16 protein-coding genes are annotated in these 19,892 nt (G+C 62.6%); 10 read left to right on the top strand and 6 right to left on the bottom strand.

Translation table 11 applies throughout. The features are described from left to right. The first annotated feature begins 215 nt into the window (after positions 1-215). The 10 genes from tssA to tssK all read left to right on the top strand — a co-directional run bounded on the left by tssA (position 216) and on the right by tssK (position 13,325). Positions 216-1,250: a type VI secretion system protein TssA gene (gene tssA, locus J1G35_RS12045; RefSeq protein WP_223015057.1), complete on the top strand. Its 1,035-nt coding sequence runs from the start codon at positions 216-218 to the stop codon at positions 1,248-1,250. A gap of 38 nt (positions 1,251-1,288) precedes the next feature. Next, positions 1,289-1,789: a type VI secretion system contractile sheath small subunit gene (gene tssB / locus J1G35_RS12040; RefSeq protein ID WP_223015056.1), complete on the top strand. Its 501-nt coding sequence runs from the start codon at positions 1,289-1,291 to the stop codon at positions 1,787-1,789. 79 nt (positions 1,790-1,868) lie between these two features. Beyond that, entirely contained in the window at positions 1,869-3,368 is a 1,500-nt protein-coding gene (gene tssC, locus J1G35_RS12035; protein ID WP_223015055.1) for a type VI secretion system contractile sheath large subunit, read from the top strand. A 31-nt stretch (positions 3,369-3,399) separates the two neighbouring features. Next, positions 3,400-3,882, top strand: a complete 483-nt coding sequence (locus J1G35_RS12030; protein ID WP_223015054.1) for a type VI secretion system tube protein Hcp — start codon at positions 3,400-3,402, stop codon at positions 3,880-3,882. A gap of 64 nt (positions 3,883-3,946) precedes the next feature. Beyond that, the gene (tssE, locus tag J1G35_RS12025) at positions 3,947-4,465 is read left to right on the top strand and encodes a type VI secretion system baseplate subunit TssE (protein WP_053128476.1); all 519 of its coding nucleotides are present in this window, start codon (positions 3,947-3,949) and stop codon (positions 4,463-4,465) included. After that, positions 4,462-6,339: a type VI secretion system baseplate subunit TssF gene (gene tssF / locus J1G35_RS12020; protein WP_223015053.1), complete on the top strand. Its 1,878-nt coding sequence runs from the start codon at positions 4,462-4,464 to the stop codon at positions 6,337-6,339. The genes tssE and tssF overlap by 4 nt, the downstream gene beginning before the upstream one ends. Continuing rightward, positions 6,324-7,343 (top strand): type VI secretion system baseplate subunit TssG, encoded by a 1,020-nt coding sequence (tssG, locus tag J1G35_RS12015; RefSeq protein WP_262417261.1) that lies wholly within the window; start codon positions 6,324-6,326, stop codon positions 7,341-7,343. The genes tssF and tssG overlap by 16 nt, the downstream gene beginning before the upstream one ends. Further along, positions 7,336-9,957, top strand: a complete 2,622-nt coding sequence (gene tssH, locus J1G35_RS12010; RefSeq protein ID WP_223015051.1) for a type VI secretion system ATPase TssH — start codon at positions 7,336-7,338, stop codon at positions 9,955-9,957. The genes tssG and tssH overlap by 8 nt, the downstream gene beginning before the upstream one ends. Positions 9,958-9,993: 36 nt before the next feature. Next, on the top strand, positions 9,994-11,955 hold the full coding sequence (locus tag J1G35_RS12005) for a type VI secretion system tip protein VgrG (protein WP_223015050.1): 1,962 nt from the start codon (positions 9,994-9,996) through the stop codon (positions 11,953-11,955). A 38-nt stretch (positions 11,956-11,993) separates the two neighbouring features. After that, entirely contained in the window at positions 11,994-13,325 is a 1,332-nt protein-coding gene (tssK, locus tag J1G35_RS12000; protein ID WP_053128586.1) for a type VI secretion system baseplate subunit TssK, read from the top strand. Between the two features lie 294 nt (positions 13,326-13,619). On the opposite strand, the gene nuoN is transcribed toward tssK, so the two are convergent. The 6 genes from nuoN to nuoI are packed head-to-tail and all read right to left on the bottom strand — an operon-like array spanning position 13,620 to position 19,885. Next, positions 13,620-15,083, bottom strand: a complete 1,464-nt coding sequence (nuoN, locus tag J1G35_RS11995; RefSeq protein ID WP_053128487.1) for an NADH-quinone oxidoreductase subunit NuoN — start codon at positions 15,081-15,083, stop codon at positions 13,620-13,622. Between the two features lie 7 nt (positions 15,084-15,090). After that, positions 15,091-16,623: an NADH-quinone oxidoreductase subunit M gene (gene nuoM, locus J1G35_RS11990; RefSeq protein ID WP_048728604.1), complete on the bottom strand. Its 1,533-nt coding sequence runs from the start codon at positions 16,621-16,623 to the stop codon at positions 15,091-15,093. 39 nt (positions 16,624-16,662) lie between these two features. Continuing rightward, positions 16,663-18,516 carry an NADH-quinone oxidoreductase subunit L gene (gene nuoL / locus J1G35_RS11985; RefSeq protein ID WP_053128488.1) on the bottom strand — a complete coding sequence of 618 codons (1,854 nt, stop codon included), beginning with the start codon at positions 18,514-18,516 and terminating at the stop codon, positions 16,663-16,665. Then, positions 18,513-18,821 carry an NADH-quinone oxidoreductase subunit NuoK gene (gene nuoK, locus J1G35_RS11980; RefSeq protein ID WP_003174727.1) on the bottom strand — a complete coding sequence of 103 codons (309 nt, stop codon included), beginning with the start codon at positions 18,819-18,821 and terminating at the stop codon, positions 18,513-18,515. The genes nuoL and nuoK overlap by 4 nt, the downstream gene beginning before the upstream one ends. Positions 18,822-18,823: 2 nt before the next feature. After that, complete coding sequence (gene nuoJ / locus J1G35_RS11975) at positions 18,824-19,327, bottom strand: NADH-quinone oxidoreductase subunit J (protein ID WP_003174726.1); 504 nt, start codon at positions 19,325-19,327, stop codon at positions 18,824-18,826. A gap of 9 nt (positions 19,328-19,336) precedes the next feature. Continuing rightward, positions 19,337-19,885 (bottom strand): NADH-quinone oxidoreductase subunit NuoI, encoded by a 549-nt coding sequence (nuoI, locus tag J1G35_RS11970; protein WP_003174725.1) that lies wholly within the window; start codon positions 19,883-19,885, stop codon positions 19,337-19,339. Positions 19,886-19,892: the final 7 nt, after the last annotated feature.

Genomic DNA, 19,892 nt, shown 5'->3' with positions numbered 1-19,892 from the left:
CCACAAGCCCGGTATTCGCAGCTTATTCCTACGCCCTGCCATGATACTGCCTGCATTCGCGTGTAAGCCTCGCGCTATATAAATCCGCCCACGCTGATCATTTTCGGCCGTAGGCATAGCGATGGGCTCCAACCGGCTCAGTTTTTCTGAACCGTTGGATTCAACCTCTCGACGCATTGCTCTACAGCCAGAGCAATTTGCACGAGGGACACAGCATGGGGTTGCCTGCCGACGCTCAATCACTGGATTTCACCCGGTTGTCCTTGCCCCTGGGCGAGGCCGATGGCGGTGGCCAGAATTTCGAATATTCGGCGCAATTCTTCGCGCTGGAAGAAGAGACCCTGGGTAAACCCGAGGTGCAGTACGGCGACACGCTTACCCAGGCCATCGACCCGGACTGGAAGCGCGTAATGGCGCTGGCATTGCCGATGATGGAGCGTAGCCGCGACCTGCGCCTGGCCATCTGGGCCACGCGCGCCCAACTCAATCTGCACGCCTTCGCAGGCTTGGCCGCTGGCCTGGGGCTGGTGCAGGGGTTGCTGATTAACTGCTGGGACGGCCTGTACCCAAGACTCGACCCGGAGGATGGCAACGACCCGCTGCTGCGCATCAATATCCTCGCGTTTCTGTGCGCGCCCAACGGCCTGGTGTGTGATGTGTTGGATGCGCCGCTGATCAACGCCCGTGGGATCGGCGCGGTCAGCTTGCGGCTGGTCGATCTGGCCATGAGCGCACCCGGCGGCGAGGGCGGTCATCCGAGCCTGGCGATGATCGAAGGGGCGTTCGCCGATACCGATGCGCAACCGTTGCGGGCCGTTCACGCCGCGCTGACCGAGGCCTTGGCGCACAGCGTGCAGATTGAGCAATGGTTGACGGAAAAAGTCGGCGTGGACCGCGCCATCGACTTCAATGGCTTGGCCGCACCGTTGCGCCGTGCCGCTGAAATAGTCAGCCGGTTCCTGCTCGATCCTGCGCCGCAGGAGGCCGCTGCGGCCGCTGTCGCAACGCCAGCCGTGGCCGCCCCGAAACCACCGTACGCTGAGATCCGCAGCCGCGAGGAGGCACGCGAGGTCATCGACCGGCTGTGCAGCTATTTTCATGCCCACGAACCCGCCAGCCCAGTGCCGTACCTGCTGCAACGGGCAAAGACACTGATCGACAAGAATTTCATCGAGTTGCTGCAAGACCTCGCACCCGACGGTCTCGCCCAACTGGCGCAGGTCAGCGGCATTCACCACAGCGACAACTGAACGTTTACCTACCCACTCCACTTACCGGAGCCCGTTCCGTGGCCAAAGAAAGCAGTCAGAAGTTCATCGCCCGCAATCGTGCGCCCCGCGTCCAGATCGAATACGACGTGGAGATCTACGGTGCGGAAAAAACCGTGCAATTACCCTTTGTGATGGGGGTGTTTTCAGATCTTTCCGGGAAACCGGCAGAGCCGTTGCCGCCAGTGGCCGAGCGCAAGTTCCTGGAGATCGATGTCGACAACTTTGACGAACGCCTCAAATCCATGCAGCCGCGGGTGGCCTTCCAGGTGCCCAATACCCTCACGGGCGACGGCAACCTGCCGGTGGAGATGACCTTTGAGAGCATGGACGACTTCTCCCCAGGTGCCATCGCCAGCAAGGTGCCGAGCCTCAACCAGTTGCTGACCGCACGTCGCCAGCTGTCGAACCTGTTGACCTACATGGACGGCAAGGTGGGCGCCGAGGAACTGCTGGCCACTGTGCTCAGCGATCCCGGCTTGATGCAAACCCTGTGCGCGACCCCCCAACAACCCGAATAACTGACTGACTGTCGACTCTGCCGGTGCCCCGTTTGCCCCGGCATGGGGACGCTGTTGCCCAAATTTCAAGGATACCGTCATGTCCACCACGCAATCGGAACAGCCAGACCAGGCAACGGCGGCCACGGCCTTCGACGCCGGCGATTTTGCCAGCCTGCTGCAAAGAGAATTCAAGCCCAAGACCGAGAGGGCCAGGGATGCCGTGGAAAGCGCCGTGCGCACCCTGGCTGAACAGGCGCTGCTGGGCACGCCACTGATGTCCCATGGCGTCATGGGCACCATTGAAGGCCTGATCGCCAGCCTTGACCAGAAGCTCACCGAGCAGATCAACCACATCCTCCACCACGAGGAGTTCCAGGCCGTGGAAAGTACCTGGCGTGGCTTGCACTACCTGGTGAGTAATACCGAGACCGATGAGTCCCTGAAGATTCGGGTGATGAACATTTCCAAGGCCGAGGTGCACAAAACCCTGCGCAAGTTCAAAGGGGTGGCCTGGGACCAGAGCCCGATTTTCAAGAAGCTGTATGAGGAGGAATACGGTCAGTTCGGCGGCGAGCCTTACGGTGTCTTTGTCGCCGATTACTACTTCAACAACAGTGCGCCGGACGTCGAGTTGTTGAGCCAGATTGCCCGCGTCAGCGCCGCCGCGCACTGCCCATTGATCACTGCCGCCGACCCCAGTGTGATGCTCATGGAGTCCTGGCAGGAACTGGCCAATCCGCGTGACCTGACCAAGATCTTCCAGACCCCGGAACATGCGGCGTGGCGCAGCCTGCGCGCCAGTGAAGACTCGCGCTACGTAGGCCTGGCCTTGCCCCGGTTCCTCGCCCGTGCGCCTTACGGTGCAAAGAGCAATCCGGTCGAAAACTTCGATTTTGAAGAAACCACCGATGCCGCCGACGCCAAGGATTTCACCTGGGCCAACGCGGCCTATGCCATGGCCGTGAACATCAATCGCTCGTTCAAACACTACGGCTGGTGCTCGCAGATTCGCGGCATCGAATCCGGCGGCGTGGTGGAGGGCTTGCCAGTGCATACCTTCCCGACCGATGACGGCGGGGTGGACATGACCTGTCCGACCGAGATCGCCATCAGCGACCGGCGCGAAGCGGAGCTGGCCAAGAACGGTTTCATGCCGCTGGTGCACAAAAAAAACAGCGACCTGGCCGCCTTTATCGGTGCGCAGTCGCTGCATAAACCGGCGGAGTACGACGACCCGGATGCCACTGCCAACGCCCACCTGGCCGCGCGCCTGCCCTACCTGTTTGCCACCTGCCGTTTTGCTCACTACTTGAAGTGCATCGTGCGCGACAAGATCGGTTCGTTCAAAGAGCGCGACGACATGCAGACCTGGCTCAACAACTGGGTCGGTCGCTACGTGGAGCGTAACCCGGCGACCGCCACCGATGCCGACAAGGCGCGCAAGCCGCTGGCCGGTGCCGAGGTGGTGGTGGAAGAGGTGGATGGCAACCCCGGCTTTTACAGCGCCAAATTTTTCCTGCGACCTCACTACCAGCTTGAAGGGTTGACCGTATCCCTGCGGTTGGTCTCCAGGCTGCCCTCCACTAAAGCGTCATAACACAGCTGTTCAACCCTGAAAGGTACTCACCATGATCCTGCTGAACTTCAAAGGCAAAAAAATCAAAGGCACTGCCAAGGTCGACGGTCACAACGAGTGGATCACCATCGACGCTCTCCATATGAGCGTTGGCCGGGCGATTTCCAACGTTTGCCGCGCAGACCGTAGCCCCAGCACCCCGTCGTTCTCGGAGATGTCCCTGACTAGGGCCACCGACCAGGCCTCGCCTGACCTGTTTATGCAGTCCCTGCGCGGCGGGAGCCTGGGCGATGCCGAGATTCACTTTATCCATACGGGCACCCCGGAGCAAAACACACAGGTGTTCCTCAAGCTCATCCTGGGCGACGCGATCATCAGTTCCTACTCGGCCAGCAGTAACGGCGAGCGCCCGGTCGAAACCCTTTCCATCAGCTTCATCACCATCAGTTATACGGTCGACACCTTCGAGGGTAAAAGCGTGATCAGTGGTACGCCGAAGCAGTGGGACTTGGAAACGAATAAGGAAAAAATCTGATTCGGATGCCAGCGGACGGGCGCGTCAGTCCGCCCGCCGCACCGTCGATAAGAGGTCTCTCGCCATGGCTGAACTGACCAGTCTCGAACGCTTGCAGCCGTCCTTGCTCGATCGCTTGAGCGATGACTACCCCGAGCAGGTCGCAGAGCCTCGCGACCAGCGCATTTTGTCCATGCGCGGCTTGCGCAGGGCGGTACTGCGCGACCTGGGATGGCTGCTCAACAGCACCAGCCTGGGCAGCGTCCGTGATCTGAGTGAGTCGCCATTGGCGGGGCAATCAGTGGTCAATTTCGGCCTGCCCGATCTGGCTGGAAAAACCGCCGCCGGCCTGGACCGTGAAGCATTGGGGCGGCGCATTTGCCAGGCGATCCGGGATTTCGAACCGCGGATTTTGCGCGACAGCCTGCGTGTGGTGCCGGTTGCTCCCGCAGGCACACTCACCAGTCCCAACCAGATGGCCTTTGAAATTCATGGCGAGCTTTGGGGCCAACCGTTGCCCGAACGCCTGTACCTGAAGACCGAACTCGACCTCGAAGCAGGTGAAGCGCGGATCTTTGATATTGAGACAAGGGGCGTACGGTGAACGAAAAATTGTTGCGCTACTACGAGCGTGAACTGGCCCACCTGCGGGAAGTCGGCGGTGAATTCGCCCGCGACTACCCCAAGGTGGCCGGCCGCCTGGGGCTGGAAACCTATGCCTGTGCCGACCCCTATGTAGAGCGGCTGTTGGAGGGGTTCAGCTTCCTCGCCGCACGGGTGCAATTGAAGATCGATGCCGAATTCCCCCAGTTTACCCATCACCTGCTGGAGTTGGTCTACCCGCACTACCTGGCGCCGACGCCATCGATGGCGGTCGTGCAACTGCAGCCGGACATGGGCGAAGGCAACCTGGTCGCTGGCTACAAAGTGCCGCGCAACACGGCATTGCACAGCCAGTTGGGCAAGTCTGACCAGACCGCCTGCGAGTTTCGCACGGCCCACGAGGTCACCCTGTGGCCGGTGGCGTTGGTCGAGGCGCGTTACTTCGCCTGCGGCACGCACGTGGCCGGGGTCGACCTGTCGCGCCTCGGCACGGTCAAGGCCGCCCTGCGCCTGCGTCTGAGCGTGGGGGCTGGCCTGAGGTTCAGCGACCTGTCCCTCGACACGCTGGCGTTGCACCTGCGAGGTGGCGACGCCATGCCGTCGCGCGTCCTGGAACAGCTGCTGGCCCAGGCGGCGGGTGTGTTGGTGATGCCTGTGCAAGCGCCTGTGCCCTGGCACCAGATCCTGCCCAACAGTGCGCTGCGCAGTGCCGGCTATAGCGACAGCGAAGCCTTGTTGCCCTGCGGGCCACGCTCGTTCCAGGGCTATCGGTTGTTGCAGGAATACTTCGCCCTGCCGCAACGCTTCATGTTCGTCGACATCGTGGGGTTAGGCCCCAGTGTCAGCCGCTGCACGACCGAGCAACTGGATGTGATCGTGCTGTTCAAACAGGTGGACCCGCTGCTGGAGCAAAACCTCAGTGCGGCCAATTTCGCCCTGTATTGCACGCCGGTGATCAACCTGTTCCCGATGCGTACCGAGCGCGTGCATCTGACCCAGCAATGCCCTGAGTACCACGTCAACCCCGACCGCACGCGGCCGATGGATTACGAGATCCACCAGATTCAAGCGGTGACCGGTTATGGCAGTGGCGCCGAAGCCAGCCAGACCTTCGAACCCTTTTACCGCGCCAATGACCTGCATGGGGGCACGCCGCCGCGTGCTTACTACCAGGTACGGCGCGACACGCGGGTCTTGTCCGAGCAACAGCGCAGTCGCGGCCAGCGCTCCAGCTATGTGGGCAGCGAGTTGTTTGTATCGTTGGTGGACGGCGGGCAAGCCCCGTACCGCAGTGACCTGCGCCAATTGGGCATCGACGCCCTGTGCAGCAACCGCGACCTGGTGCTGAGCATGCCGGTGGGCACTGGTCGCACCGACTTCAGCACCGAATCTGCTGCGCCGCTGCAGTCAGTGCGATGTGTGGCGGGGCCCACGTTGCCGGCGCCATCGTTCGTCGAGGGCGAAACCGCCTGGCGCCTGGTCAGCCATTTATCCCTCAACTACCTGTCGTTGCTGGACCAGGACGCGGAGCAGGGCGCCGTCGCCTTGCGTGACCTGCTGCGCCTGTATTGCCGTGTCGACGACGCCGTCGCGCATAAACAGATCGACGGCCTGCGCGCCGTGACCGCCGTGAGCATCGTGCGGCGCCTGCCGTTGCCGGGGCCCGTCACCTATGGGCGGGGCTTGCAGATCAGCGTGAGCGTGGATGAAGCGGCCTTCGAGGGCACGGGCGCCTGGGTGCTGGGCTCGGTTCTGGAACAGTTTTTTGCCAAGTACGTGTCGCTCAACGCCTTCACCGAGACGCGGATCACGAGCACGGCACGTGGCGTGATCATGCAGTGGCCAGCGCGGGTGGGCAGATGCGAGATCCTTTGACCCTGCTCAGTGCCCTTGAAGCGCACCCGGCACGTTTTGATTTCTACACGGCCTTGCGCCAGTTGGAGTGCGCCTTTGCACACCTGCCGCGCCTCGGCCAGGCCACGCGCCCGGCGGATGAGGCGGTGCGTTTCGGCCAGCATCCGTCGCTGGCGTTCGAGCCGGCAATGATTGCCGGCCTGGTCCCGGGCGCCACGCCGAAACTGCTGCTGAATTTCTTCGGCCTGCTGGGCGCCAATGGCCCTTTGCCGACGCACCTCACCGAATACATCCGCGATCGGCAACGCAACCTCAACGACCCCACGCTGGCGGCGTTTTGCGACGTGTTCCATCACCGCATGATCAGCCTGTTCTACCGCGCCTGGGCGAGTGCACAGCCGACGGTGAGCCTGGACCGGCCGGGCGCAGATCGCTTCGCCGACTATTTGGGCGCATTGATCGGCATCGGCATGCCGTCGCTGCAGGCGCGTGATGGTGTGGTCGATGTCGCCAAGCTGCATTTCGCCGGACGCCTGGGACCGCAGACGCGCAATGCCGAGGGCTTGGCGGCATTGCTTGGCGACTACCTCGGCGTACCGGTGCAGGTCGAGCAATTTGTCGGCCACTGGATGAGCTTGCCCGACGACGGCCTGTGCACCCTGCGCAGCGGCCCCGACGCGGCCGTACTCGGCCAGGCCACGGTCCTGGGCAGGAAAGTCTGGAACGCCCAGCACAAGTTTCGCCTGCTGATCGGCCCCCTGGACCTGGCGCAGACCCGCCGCCTGCTGCCCGGTGGGGACAGCCTGCAACGTGTGCAGGACTGGGTGCGCCAGTACGTTGGCCTGGCGATGGACTGGGACGTCAACCTGATCGTCAAGAAACGCCACCTGCCGCGCTTTCGCCTGGGCTCCACGCGATTGGGCCGCACCAGTTGGCTGAGCAGCAGGACGCCCCGTAGGGATGATCGGCAATTGCTGATCAATCCTCGAACCGCATTTTTCTCGCAAGGACCTGTCCATGGCTGATATCAGTCGCGTCGCGCTTTTCGGCAAGCTCAACAGCCTGTGCTACCGGGCGATTGAAAGCAGCACCGTCTTCTGCAAACTGCGGGGCAACCCGTATGTGGAGGTGGTGCATTGGTTGCAACAGTTGCTGCAACTGACCGACTCTGACCTGCTGCGCCTGATCCGCCATTACGGCATTGATCCGGCGGTGCTGGACCGCGACCTCACCGCCGCCCTCGACCGGTTGCCACGGGGGGCGACGTCGGTCACGGACCTGTCCTCCCAGGTCGAGGAAACCGTCGAGCGTGCCTGGGTCTATGCAACGTTGATGCTGGGCGAGTCCCAAGTGCGTTCAGGCCATTTGCTGCTGGCACTGCTGAAAACCCCGGCCTTGCGCCACGGTGTGTATGGGCTGTCCCGCGAGTTCCATAAGGTCAGCATCGAAGCCCTCAGCGCGCAGTTTGGCGCACTGCTCCAGGGCTCGCCTGAGGCACAGATGACGGCCAGCGACGGATGCCAGGTACCGGGTGAGGCGGTTGGCGCACTGGCCCCCACCCGCTTGCAAGCCTTGCAGCGCTTTACCGTCGACCTCACCGAGCAGGCGCGCCAGAACAGCATGGACCCCATCGTCGGACGCGATGAAGAGATCCGCCAGGTCATCGATATCTTGATGCGTCGCCGCCAGAACAACCCGTTGCTGGTGGGCGAGGCGGGCGTGGGCAAAACCGCCGTGGCGGAAGGGTTTGCCCAGCGCATTGCCCGCGGCGACGTGCCGCCGAGCCTCAAGGACGTGCGCTTGCTGGCGCTCGATGTGGGGCTGTTGCAGGCCGGCGCGAGCATGAAAGGCGAGTTTGAACAACGCCTGCGCTCGGTCATCGATGAGGTTCAGGCCAGCGAACAACCGGTGGTGCTGTTTATCGATGAAACCCACACCCTGGTCGGTGCGGGTGGCGCCGCCGGGACCGGCGATGCTGCCAACCTGCTCAAGCCGGCGTTGGCCCGTGGCAGCTTGCGTACCCTGGGCGCAACCACCTTCAGCGAGTACAAAAAACACATCGAAAAAGACCCGGCGCTGAGCCGGCGCTTCCAGACCGTGCAGGTCGATGAGCCGGATGAAAGCCGAGCGTTGCTGATGTTGCGGGGCCTGGCCCACACCCTGCAGGCGCACCATCAGGTGCAGATCCTCGATTCGGCGCTGGAAGCGGCAGTGCGCCTATCCCACCGTTATATTCCGGCGCGCCAGTTGCCCGACAAGGCGGTCAGCCTGATCGACACCGCCTGCGCCCGCGTCGCCGTCAGCCTGCATGCCACCCCGGCTGAGGTGGATGACAGTCGCCGACGTATCGAGTCCCTGGAAACCGAGCTTGGGATCATCGGACGTGAAACCGCCATGGGCGTGGACACTGCCAGTCGCCGAGCTTCGGTCCTGGCGTTGCTGGCGACCGAGCGCGAGCGCCTGGATGGAGTGCAAGGACGTTGGGCCAACGAGTTGGCGGTGGTGGCGCAGATCCAGCGCCTGCGCAACCAACTCGCCGAGTCAGACGACCGCGCCGCCGGCCTGGTAGAGCTGCGCCAGTTGCAGCAGCACCTGGCGGCCTTGCAAGGTGAACACCCGTTGGTGCTGATCAACGTCGACGAACACGCCGTGGCCGCGGTGGTGCAGGACTGGACCGGCATCCCCGTGGGGCGCATGGTCAAGAACGAAATCGAAACCGTGCTACGCCTGGCAGAACGCCTGGGCCAGCGCATCATTGGCCAGGACCATGGGCTGGAGATGATTGCACGGCGCATCCACACCTCCCGCGCCGGCCTCGACAACCCTGGCAAACCGGTCGGTGTGTTCATGCTCGCCGGCCCCTCCGGGGTGGGCAAGACCGAGACCGCTCTGGCCCTTGCCGAGGCGTTGTATGGCGGCGAACAGAACGTCATCACGCTGAATATGAGCGAGTACCAGGAAGCCCATAGCGTCTCCACCCTCAAGGGCGCACCGCCCGGTTACGTGGGCTATGGCGAAGGTGGCGTGCTCACTGAGGCCGTGCGGCGCAAACCCTACAGCGTGGTGCTGCTGGACGAGGTGGAGAAGGCTCACCCGGATGTGCACGAGGTGTTTTTCCAGGTGTTCGACAAGGGCTGGATGGAGGACGGCGAAGGTCGAATCATCGACTTCAAGAACACCCTGATCCTGCTCACCACCAACACCGGCACCGACCTGATCAGCCACCTGTGCCGTGATCCGCACACCCGGCCTGTGCCGGATGCGATAGCCGAGGCTCTGCGCAAGCCGCTGCTGGAGGTGTTCCCGCCGGCCCTGCTCGGGCGCCTGGTGGTCATCCCGTACTACCCGCTGAGCGACGCCATGCTCGCGCGCATCATCCGCCTGCAACTGGGGCGGATCGAGCAGCGCATCGCCGAGGGCTACAAAATCCCATTCACTTACAGCGATGACGTGGTGCAGTTGATCGCCAGCCGCTGCACTGAATTGGAGAGCGGTGGGCGGATGATTGACGCGATTCTGACCCATTCCATCCTGCCGACCATCAGCGCGCAGATGCTCAGCCGTCTGCTCACTGGGCCACCGGCCGCCTGTGTGGCGGTCACGGTAGAGGGGGCTCAGTTCGGTTACCGGTTCGAGTAGTGAGCCGCTTTTTCATTGATGACAGGAGTGGCACCCATGCCCGCGACCCAAACCCACCGCGAAATCCAGGTCACCAGCGTATTGCCTGTCGATGTGCTGCTGTTTCGGCGCATGCAGGCGTTCGAAGGGTTGTCGCAACTCAGCGAGTACACGCTTGAGCTGTACAGTGAGCGCGGCGACTTGAATATCAACGACCTGCTGGCGACGCCGATGACCGTTGCGGTGGACCTGCCCAAGGGCGGCAGCCGTTACTTCAGCGGGCACGTCAGCCACTTTTCGGTGACCGGTCGCCAAGGCCGCTATGCCACCTATACGGCGGTAGTGCGCCCCTGGTTGTGGTTCCTGACGTTGGCCAGCGACTGTCGGATATTCCAGGCACTGAGCGTGCCGCAGATCCTCAAGCAGGTGTTCGCACCCTATAGCATCGCCGACGTCGACACCTCGGGCCTGAGCGGCAGCTACCCGGCGTTGACCTACTGCGTGCAATACCGCGAGAGCGACTTCAACTTCGTCAGTCGGCTGATGGAACGGGAGGGTATCTACTACTTTTTCAAGAGTGCGGCCGGGCGTCATACCATGGTGCTGGCCGATTCTTATGGCGCTCATTCACCGGCGCCGGGCTACACGCAGGTGCGCTTCAGGCCGAGTGACGACCCTGCCATCCGCCACAGCGAGGTGATCTATGACTGGCGCATGAGCGGCGAGGTGGCGCCAGGCGGCTACACCCTGCAGGATTTCGACTTTGAACGGCCGGCTGCCAACCTGCTCGCCAAATCGACCCTGGCCGGTGATTATCCGCAGTCGCACCATGAGCGATATGACTATCCAGGCCAGTACACCGAGCGCAAGCAAGGCGAAACCTACGCCCGGAGCCTGATCGAATCCGCGCATCTCGGCACCTGTCGCGTCACGGCGGCCACCGGCGCGCGCGGCTTGTTTCCAGGTGCCTTGATGACCCTTGTCGAGCACCCGCGCAGTGAGCAGAACGCCGAGTTTCTGGTGCTGGAGGCGCGCTATAGCGTGTCTTCGGCCCCCTATGAACCGACCCCAGCGGACGATCGCGCTCCGCTGTTCACCTGTGAGTTCGTCGCGCTGTCGTGCCAACAACCATTCCGCGCGCCGTGCCTGGCGCGCAAGCCGCTGATGCACGGCCCACAGACGGCCATCGTGGTGGGCAAAGAGGGCGAGGACATCTGGACCGACAAATACGGGCGCATCAAGGTGCAATTTCACTGGGACCGCGAGGGCCAGCGTGACGAAAACAGTTCGTGCTGGATCCGTGTGGCCCAGGGCTGGGCCGGCAAGCGCTGGGGCAGCCTGTATCTGCCGCGTATCGGCCAGGAGGTGGTGGTCAGCTTCCTTGAGGGCGACCCCGACCGGCCGCTGGTCACCGGCAGCGTGTATAACGCCGACACCCTGCCGCCGTATGCATTGCCGGAAAATGCCACACGCTCAACGATCATGAGTCGCTCGTCCAAGGGCGGCGGTGGTTACAACGAGCTGCGCTTCGACGACAAGAAAGGCGCTGAACAGGTGTTCCTGCACGCGCAGAACAACCTCGATCAGCGCGTGCTCAAGGACTCCCTGGAGTGGGTGGGCGGCGACCGTCATACCAAGGTCGACAAGGATCTGTGCGAGCAGGTCGGCGGTGACCGGCACTCGTCGGTCGGCGGGGCTCGCAACGAGAAAGTCGAAGGGGCGCTCTCGATGACTGCCGGCGCCGACATGATCCTCGCGGGTGCGTTGAAGGCAGGCGTCAGCGCCGGTACCGACGTGTATATCAAAGGCGGCATGAATGTGGTGATCGAGGCGGGTGCGGGCATCACCCTGAAAGTCGGCTCGACCTGCCTCAACATCACGCCGGGCGGGATCCTCGCGTCGGTCGCCCCCGTACCCTCGCCAGCGGCCGGTATGGCCGCCACGGCGCTGGCGCAGTCGGCTGCTACCGGTCCTGCGGGCGTACCGCAACTGCCCAAGGAGGCCGACGATGGCCAGTAATGTTCTGCAGCGGGCGCGTCCGCACCAGTGGGAAATTTATGGCTTGGAATAACAAAGTGGTCTGGTCCGAAGGCATGCTGTTGCAGCCCCAGCATCTGCAACAACACGACCGTTTCCTGCAGGCCCAACTGGAAGCGCGGGTCGGTCGGTTGCGCGCCTATGGGTGGGGCTTTTCCACACTGGAAATCGACCGGCAGCAACTGGCGCTGGGCAAACTGGCCTTGCTGTCCTGTGACGGGGTATTCCCGGATGGTACGCCGATGGGCTTGCCGTTCACCGATGAGATGCCGTTGCCCCTGGACATCCCTGCCGATGCCCGCGACCTGAACGTGGTGCTGGCGCTGCCCAGCCTGCGTCCCGGCGGGGTGGAAGTGGACGACGATCCGGGTTGGGAAAATTTCGCCCGCCATCGCAGCGTTGAATACGAAGCCTGGGACAGCAATGGCCTGGACAGCAGTGCGCTGATGAACGTCGGTAAACTGCGACTGCGCCTGGCATTTGCAGGCGACGTGGCTGACGCCCATACCACCCTGGGCATCGCCCGCGTGGTGGAGAAACGCGCGGATAACAGTGTGCTGCTCGACCGCGATTATTGCCCGCCGTGCCTGGACATTCGTGTCGCCGAGCCGTTGGGGCGATGTATTGATGAACTGTTGGGGCTGTTGCAGCAGCGGGGCGAAGCCCTGGCTATGCGCCTGATTGGCGCTGATGGCAGTGGGGAGACGCACATCGCGGACTTCCTGTTGCTGCAGGTGCTGAATCGCAGCGTGCCGTTGGTGCGCCACTTGTCGCTGATGACGGGCCTGCACCCCGAGCAGCTGTACCGCGACCTCGCCAGCCTGGCCGGGGAGTTGGCAACGTTTACCCGCTCCGATAAACGCGCGGCGACGTACCCGGTCTACCGTCATACCGCGCTTGCCGAAACCTTTACCCCGGTGATTGACGACCTGCGTCGCACGCTGTCGACCCTCACGGATGTGCGCGCGGTTGCCATCGCGTTGGAAGAGCGCCAGTTCGGCATTCGCGTGGCGGTGTTGGCGGACAAGGAACTGCTGAGTTCGGCGACGTTCATCCTGGCGGTACAGGCGCAAATACCGGCTGACAGCCTGCGCGACAGTTTTCCGCGTCAGGTCAAGATCGGCTCGGTGGAGAAGATCCGTGACCTGGTCAACCTGCAGTTGCCGGGGATCGGTTTGCTCGCGCTGCCGGTCGCGCCACGGCAATTGCCGTTCCATGCAGGCGCCACATATTTTGAACTGGATCGCGCCAGCGAGTATTGGCAGTTGCTCAGCCAGTCGGCGGGCTTTGCCCTGCATATCGCCGGGGCATTTCCGGGACTGGATATACAGTTCTGGGCGATTCGCAACTGACGGCGGGGGCTGCCTTTAATGCCGTTCAGTCCAGGGAGAACCCTGTACCTGTGGCGAGCGGGCTTGCCCCGCGTTGGGACGCGTAGCGGCCCCAGTAAAGCCGCTGCGGTGTGTCAGGTCGTTTGAGGGCGGCAGTTTTTGGGGCTGCTGCGCAGCCCAACGCGGGGCAAGCCCTCTCGCCACAGGTTAATGTGTGCCCCCGTTCTGCTTCTTAACTAAACGGCATCGGGGCTGCCCTGGAAATGCAAAACGGCGCCCGAAGGCGCCGTTTTGTTTACCGCATCGACTAAGCGATCAAACGCCCAGCACCGCGTGCTGCACCAGGGTGAGCAACGGTTGTGGGTACACGCCCAGGAAGAAGGCGAGCAGGGCGATGGCCAGCAGCATCACGCCACCGGCTTTCTGTTCCCAGTGCAGCTCGGCATCCACACGGCGCAGGTTTGGCTCGATCAGGTACAGGGTGACCATCACGCGCAGGTAGTAGAACACGCCGATGGCACTGCCCAGCACCAGGGACGCAACCAGCCACCACTCGTGGGCTTCGACACCGGTAGCCACAATGTAGAACTTGCCGATAAAGCCTGCGGTCAGCGGGATACCGGCCAGGGACAGCATCATCACGGTCAGTACGGCGGTCAGGTACGGACGGCGCCAGAACAGGCCGCGGTATTCGTACAGGGCGTCGGCGTCACGGCCTTTGTAAGGCGAGGACATCAGGGTGATCACGCCGAACGCGCCGAGGCTGGTGATCACGTAGGTGACCAGGTACACGCCGATGGCTTCCACGGCCAGGCCTTTGCTCGCCACCAGGGCGATCAGCAGGTAGCCGAAGTGAGCGATGGACGAGTAACCCAGCAGACGCTTGAGGTTGTTCTGGGTCAGCGCCAGCAGGTTGCCGAACAGGATCGACGCGATGGCGATCACGGTCAGCACGTCGCTCAGTACGCCGGTGTTGGCCGCAGGCGAGATCTGGAACAGACGCACCATCACCGCAAACACAGCGACCTTGGACGCGGTCGCCAGGAACGCCGCCACCGGCGCCGGGGCGCCTTCGTACACGTCCGGGGTCCACAGGTGGAACGGCACCAGCGACAGCTTGAACGCCAGGCCGATCAGCATCATCGCCAGGCCCAGTTGGGCAATCGGCGCGGGGCTGTTGGTGGCGGCCAGGGCGTGACCGATACCGGTGAAGCTCAGGCTGCCGGCTTCGGCGTAGAGCAGGGCCATGCCGAACAACAGGAACGCGGAACCGGCGGCCGACAGCACCATGTACTTGATGCCGGCTTCCAGGGAGCGCTTGTTGAAGAAGGCGTAGGCCACCAGGCCGTAGGTCGGGATCGACAGCAGTTCCAGGCCGATGAACAAGCCGGCCAGGTGCTGCGCGCTGACCAGCACGATACCGCCGGCCGCAGCCAACAGGATCAGCAGATACAGCTCTTCGCGGTTGCCCGGGTAGCCGGTGCCGCCTTCGCCGAGGTAGGCGTGGGCGAGGGTGACGCAGGCGAGGGTGGCGACGAGGATCAGCGCGATATACAGCAGCGCGAAGTCATCGACCATCATCAGCGGAGTCACCGCCAGTGGCGCGACCTTGAGTGCCGGGATAATCGACAGCAAGGCCAGGTTCAAACCGGCGCAGGACAGCAGGAACGTTTGTGAATGATTGCGGCGCCAGGCGATCGCCAGCATCACCACCACGATGGTGAGGCTGGTGATCAGCAGCGGCGCAAGCGCGATAAAGTGTTGGATCGTGAATTCCATAGCGCTCTTACCGGGCCGAAGCGAGTTGAGAGAAGGCGGTGCCGAACCACTGCTGCACGCCATGCATCGTCGCGGCAGAAGTGTCCAGGAACGGTTGCGGGTACACGCCGATGTAGATCAGCAATACCGCAAGGCCGAGCACCATGATCAGTTCGCGAGCATCCATCCCTTTCAGGACGGCGTCGGACTTGGCCGGGCCGAAGTAGGCGCGGTGGATCATGATCAGCGAGTAGACCGAACCGAATACCAGGCCGGAGGTAGCAATGGCGCTGATCCATGGCGTTTGCACGAAGGCACCCATCAGGATCAGGAACTCGCCGATGAAGTTACCGGTACCCGGCAAGCCCAGGGAAGCGGCGGCGAAGAACAGGCTGATCGCCGGCAGGTACGCAATGCGCGACCACACGCCGCCCATCTCACGCATGTCACGGGTGTGCAGGCGCTCGTACAACTGGCCACTCAGGATAAACAGTGCGGCGGCCGAGACACCGTGGGCCAGCATCTGGATCACAGCGCCTTGCAACGCCAACTGGCTGCCGGAGTAGATGCCGATCAGTACGAAGCCCATGTGGGAAACGGACGAGAAGGCAATCAGACGCTTGATGTCGGTTTGCGCGAACGCCAGGAACGCACCGTAGAAGATCCCGATCAGACCGAGGGTCATGGCAATCGGCGCAAACTCGGCCGAGGCATTCGGGAACAGCGGCAGGGCGAAACGCAGCAGGCCGTAGGCCGCCGTCTTCAGCAGGATACCGGCCAGGTCCACGGAACCGGCGGTCGGTGCCTGGGCGTGAGCGTCAGGCAGCCAGGAGTGGAACGGCACCACCGGCAGCTTCACCGCGAAGGCGATGAAGAAGCCCAGCATGAGGATGTACTCGGTGGTCAGGGACATCTTGGTTTTCAACAGGTCGGCGTAGTTGAAGGTAATCACGCCCGTCGAGTTGAAGTTGACCAGTACCAGGCCCAGGATCGCCACCAACATGATCAGGCCGGAAGCCTGGGTGAAGATGAAGAACTTGGTCGCCGCGTAGATCCGGGTTTTCTTGCCGTCCGAAGAACTGTGACCCCAGAGCGCGATGAGGAAGTACATCGGCACCAGCATCATTTCCCAGAAGAAGAAGAACATGAACAGGTCGAGGGCGAGGAACACGCCGACAACGCCGCCCAGGATCCACATCAGGTTCAGGTGGAAGAAGCCCACGTGACGCTGGATCTCTTTCCAGGAGCAGAGTACCGAGAGGATACCCAGCAGGCCGGTCAGCAGGATCATCAACAGCGACAGGCCATCAAGGGCCAGGTGCACGTTGATGCCGAAGCGTTGGATCCACACGTGCTTGAATTCAAGCGCGAACGTTGGATCGACACCCGGTGCCGGAGCAAATGAATAGTCGCCATGGGCCCACAGCCAGAGGCCGAGTGCGAGTTCCAGGGACATGGTCAGCAACGCAATCCAGCGGGGGAGGGTGGCGCCGAAGCGTTCACCCATCCAGCAGAGCAGGCCGCCGATAAAGGGGATCAGGATTAGCCAGGGCAGAATCATGACGGGCTCGTTTCCTTTCGCAAGTTCGCAAAGTTCATATCAGACCGCAACCACAACGATGGCGCCGATCACCAGCACGGCACCGACTGCCATGGACGCTGCATACCAACGCAACTGGCCAGTCTCGCTGCGGCTCAGGGCGTTGTGACCGGCCTTGGCGGCGCGCGGGATCAAACCGATGGTCTGGTCGAGCGGGTCTTTGCGCAGCACGTGGCTGATCGCAAGGTAAGGTTTGACGAACAGTTTGTCGTAGATCCAATCGAAGCCCCAGGCAGCGAACCACCAGGCCGAGAGGAAACGGCCAATGCCACTGTTGGCCACGGCGGTCACGAAGCGACGCTTACCGAGGAACAGCAGGGCGGCCAGCAGGATACCGGCGAGGGCAATGGCACCCGAGGCGATTTCCAGGCTGTGCTTGGCGGCGCCGCCGGCATGGCCAGCGCTTTCCGGCAGGACACCGGCCAGTGGCGGGGTGATCATGGCGCCGATGAAGGTCGACAGGATGATCAGCACCGACAGTGGCAACCAGTGGGAGATGCCATGGCCTGCGTGGGCTTCGGTCTTGGCTTCACCGTGGAAGGTGATGAAGATCAGGCGGAAGGTGTACAGCGAGGTCATGAACGCACCCACCAGGCCGGCGTACAGCAGGTTCTGGTTACCGCTGGCAAACGCTTCCCAGAGGATTTCGTCCTTGGAGTAGAAACCGGCGGTCACCAGCGGCAGGGCTGCCAGAGCGGCACCACCGACGATGAAGCTGGCGTAGGCCAGTGGCAGTTTCTTCCACAGGCCGCCCATCTTGAAGATGTTCTGCTCGTGGTGGCAGGCAACGATCACCGCACCGGAGGCCAGGAACAGCAGGGCCTTGAAGAAGGCGTGGGTCATCAGGTGGAAGATCGCCGCGTCCCAGGCGCCGACGCCCAGGGCCAGGAACATGTAGCCGATCTGGCTCATGGTCGAGTAGGCGAGGATACGCTTGATGTCGGTCTGCACCAGCGCGGCGAAGCCGGCCAGTACCAGGGTCACGCCGCCGACGATGCCCACCAGGTGCAGGATGTCCGGCGCCAGGGTGAACAGGCCGTGGGTACGGGCGATCAGGTAGACACCGGCGGTAACCATGGTTGCGGCGTGGATCAGTGCCGATACCGGGGTAGGGCCGGCCATCGCATCCGCCAGCCAGGTTTGCAGCGGCAGTTGCGCCGATTTACCCACGGCGCCGCCCAGCAGCATCAGGGTCGCCAGGGTGATCCAGAAGTCGCCGACCTGGAATTTCTGTGGTGCCAGCACCAGCAGTTCCTGGATGTTCAGCGTGCCCACCTGTTGGAACAGGATGAACAGGCCGATGGCCATGAACACGTCGCCGATCCGCGTGACGATAAATGCCTTGAGCGCCGCGTTACCGTTGTTGCGGTTGCTGTAGTAGAAACCGATCAACAGGTACGAGCACAGGCCCACGCCTTCCCAGCCGAAGTACAGGAACAACAGGTTATCGCCGAGCACCAGGAACAGCATGCTGGCGATAAACAGGTTGGTGTACGAGAAGAAGCGCGAGTAGCCCGCTTCACCGCGCATGTACCAGGACGCGAACAGATGGATCAGGAAGCCCACACCCACCACCACGCCGAGCATGGTGATCGACAGGCCGTCGACGTAGAGGGCGAAGTTGGGCTTGAAGCCTTCCACCGACATCCACTGCCACAGCACCAGGGTGTAGTGACCGCCTTCCGGCGGCGCCACGTTGAATTGCCAGATGACGTAGGCGGCCACGATGGCCGACAGGCCAATGGAGCCCACACCGATCAGGGCAGAAAGGTTTTCCGACCAGCGTCCGCGAGAGAACGACAGCAGCAGGAAACCGATCAGGGGAAATACGAAAGTCAGAAAGATCATGTTCATCCGCGCATCTCACTGGCAGCGTCGATATCAAGCGTGTGGAAGCGACGATACAGTTGCAGCAGGATCGCCAGGCCGATACTGGCCTCGGCGGCTGCCAGGCTGATCACCAGGATGAACATGACTTGTCCATCCGGCTGGCCCCAACGTGCACCTGCCACGATGAAGGCCAGTGCCGCAGCGTTCATCATGATTTCCAGGCTCATCAACACGAACAGAATGTTACGGCGAACCATCAGGCCGACCAGGCCAAGGCAGAACAGGATGCCGGCGACCGCCAGACCATGCTCCAAAGGGATAGCAGGCATCGTCATTGCTCCTTGGCTTCGTTGCGGCCCAAGTGGAAGGCGGTGATGGCTGCGGCGAGCAGCAGCATCGAAGCCAGTTCGACCACCAGCAGGTACGGGCCGAACAGGCTGATGCCCACGGCTTTTGCGTCCACGGTGGTGTGGCCGATGGCCTGGCCGCTCTGGTGAGCGAACAGCACATACAGCAGTTCACCCAGCAGCAGCGCTGCGAGGACAACCGGGCCGAGCCAGATGCCGGGCTTGAGCCAGACGCGTTCCTGGGCGACCGAAGCCGGCCCGAGGTTGAGCATCATCACCACAAACACGAACAGCACCATGATGGCGCCGGCGTAGGCGATCACTTCCAGGACACCGGCGAACGGTGCGCCGAGGCTGAAGAAGGTCATGGCCACGGCGATCAGCGAAATGATCAGGTAGAGCAGGGCGTGCACGGGGTTGGTGTTGGTGATCACGCGAAGCGTGGACACCACTGCAATACCCGATGCGAAATAGAAAGCGAATTCCATCTTTCTTCCTTAAGGCAGCAAGCTCTTCACGTTGATCGGCTCGGCTTCGTTTTGTGCGGCGCCTTTCGGCTTACCGGCAACGGCCATACCTGCAACACGATAGAAGTTGTAATCAGGGTTTTTACCGGGACCAGAGATCAGCAGATCTTCTTTCTCGTACACCAGGTCCTGACGTTTGAACTCGGCCATCTCGAAATCCGGTGTCAGCTGGATCGCGGTGGTCGGGCAAGCTTCCTCGCAGAGGCCGCAGAAGATGCAGCGCGAGAAGTTGATGCGGAAGAAGTCCGGGTACCAGCGACCGTCTTCGGTTTCAGCTTTCTGCAGGGAGATGCAACCCACCGGGCACGCTACGGCGCACAGGTTGCAGGCTACGCAACGCTCTTCGCCATCGGGGTCGCGGGTCAGCACGATGCGGCCGCGATAGCGCGGCGGCAGGTACACCGCTTCTTCCGGGTATTGCAGGGTGTCGCGCTTGCGGAAGCCGTGACCGAACACCATCACCAGGCTTCGCAACTGGGTACCGGTACCCTTAACGATGTCGCCAATATATTTGAACATGGGTCAA

Source organism: Pseudomonas sp. SH10-3B (assembly GCF_019891415.1).
Lineage (GTDB): Bacteria > Pseudomonadota > Gammaproteobacteria > Pseudomonadales > Pseudomonadaceae > Aquipseudomonas.
Note: the sequence above shows the minus strand (reverse complement) of the source record. Positions and strands in the feature narration are given on the sequence as shown.

Bases quoted from the DNA above. Each gene is read 5' to 3' on its own strand.
- J1G35_RS12005 (WP_223015050.1), top strand. From the start codon at position 9,994: ATGCCCGCGACCCAAACCCACCGCGAAATCCAGGTCACCAGCGTATTG.
- J1G35_RS12030 (WP_223015054.1), top strand. From the start codon at position 3,400: ATGATCCTGCTGAACTTCAAAGGCAAAAAAATCAAAGGCACTGCCAAG.
- nuoM (WP_048728604.1), bottom strand. From the start codon at position 16,623: ATGATTCTGCCCTGGCTAATCCTGATCCCCTTTATCGGCGGCCTGCTC.
- tssE (WP_053128476.1), top strand. From the start codon at position 3,947: ATGGCTGAACTGACCAGTCTCGAACGCTTGCAGCCGTCCTTGCTCGAT.
- nuoJ (WP_003174726.1), bottom strand. From the start codon at position 19,327: ATGGAATTCGCTTTCTATTTCGCATCGGGTATTGCAGTGGTGTCCACG.
- tssG (WP_262417261.1), top strand. From the start codon at position 6,324: ATGCGAGATCCTTTGACCCTGCTCAGTGCCCTTGAAGCGCACCCGGCA.
- tssK (WP_053128586.1), top strand. From the start codon at position 11,994: ATGGCTTGGAATAACAAAGTGGTCTGGTCCGAAGGCATGCTGTTGCAG.
- tssC (WP_223015055.1), top strand. From the start codon at position 1,869: ATGTCCACCACGCAATCGGAACAGCCAGACCAGGCAACGGCGGCCACG.
- tssA (WP_223015057.1), top strand. From the start codon at position 216: ATGGGGTTGCCTGCCGACGCTCAATCACTGGATTTCACCCGGTTGTCC.
- nuoI (WP_003174725.1), bottom strand. From the start codon at position 19,885: ATGTTCAAATATATTGGCGACATCGTTAAGGGTACCGGTACCCAGTTG.
- nuoK (WP_003174727.1), bottom strand. From the start codon at position 18,821: ATGCCTGCTATCCCTTTGGAGCATGGTCTGGCGGTCGCCGGCATCCTG.
- tssH (WP_223015051.1), top strand. From the start codon at position 7,336: ATGGCTGATATCAGTCGCGTCGCGCTTTTCGGCAAGCTCAACAGCCTG.
- nuoN (WP_053128487.1), bottom strand. From the start codon at position 15,083: ATGGAATTCACGATCCAACACTTTATCGCGCTTGCGCCGCTGCTGATC.
- nuoL (WP_053128488.1), bottom strand. From the start codon at position 18,516: ATGAACATGATCTTTCTGACTTTCGTATTTCCCCTGATCGGTTTCCTG.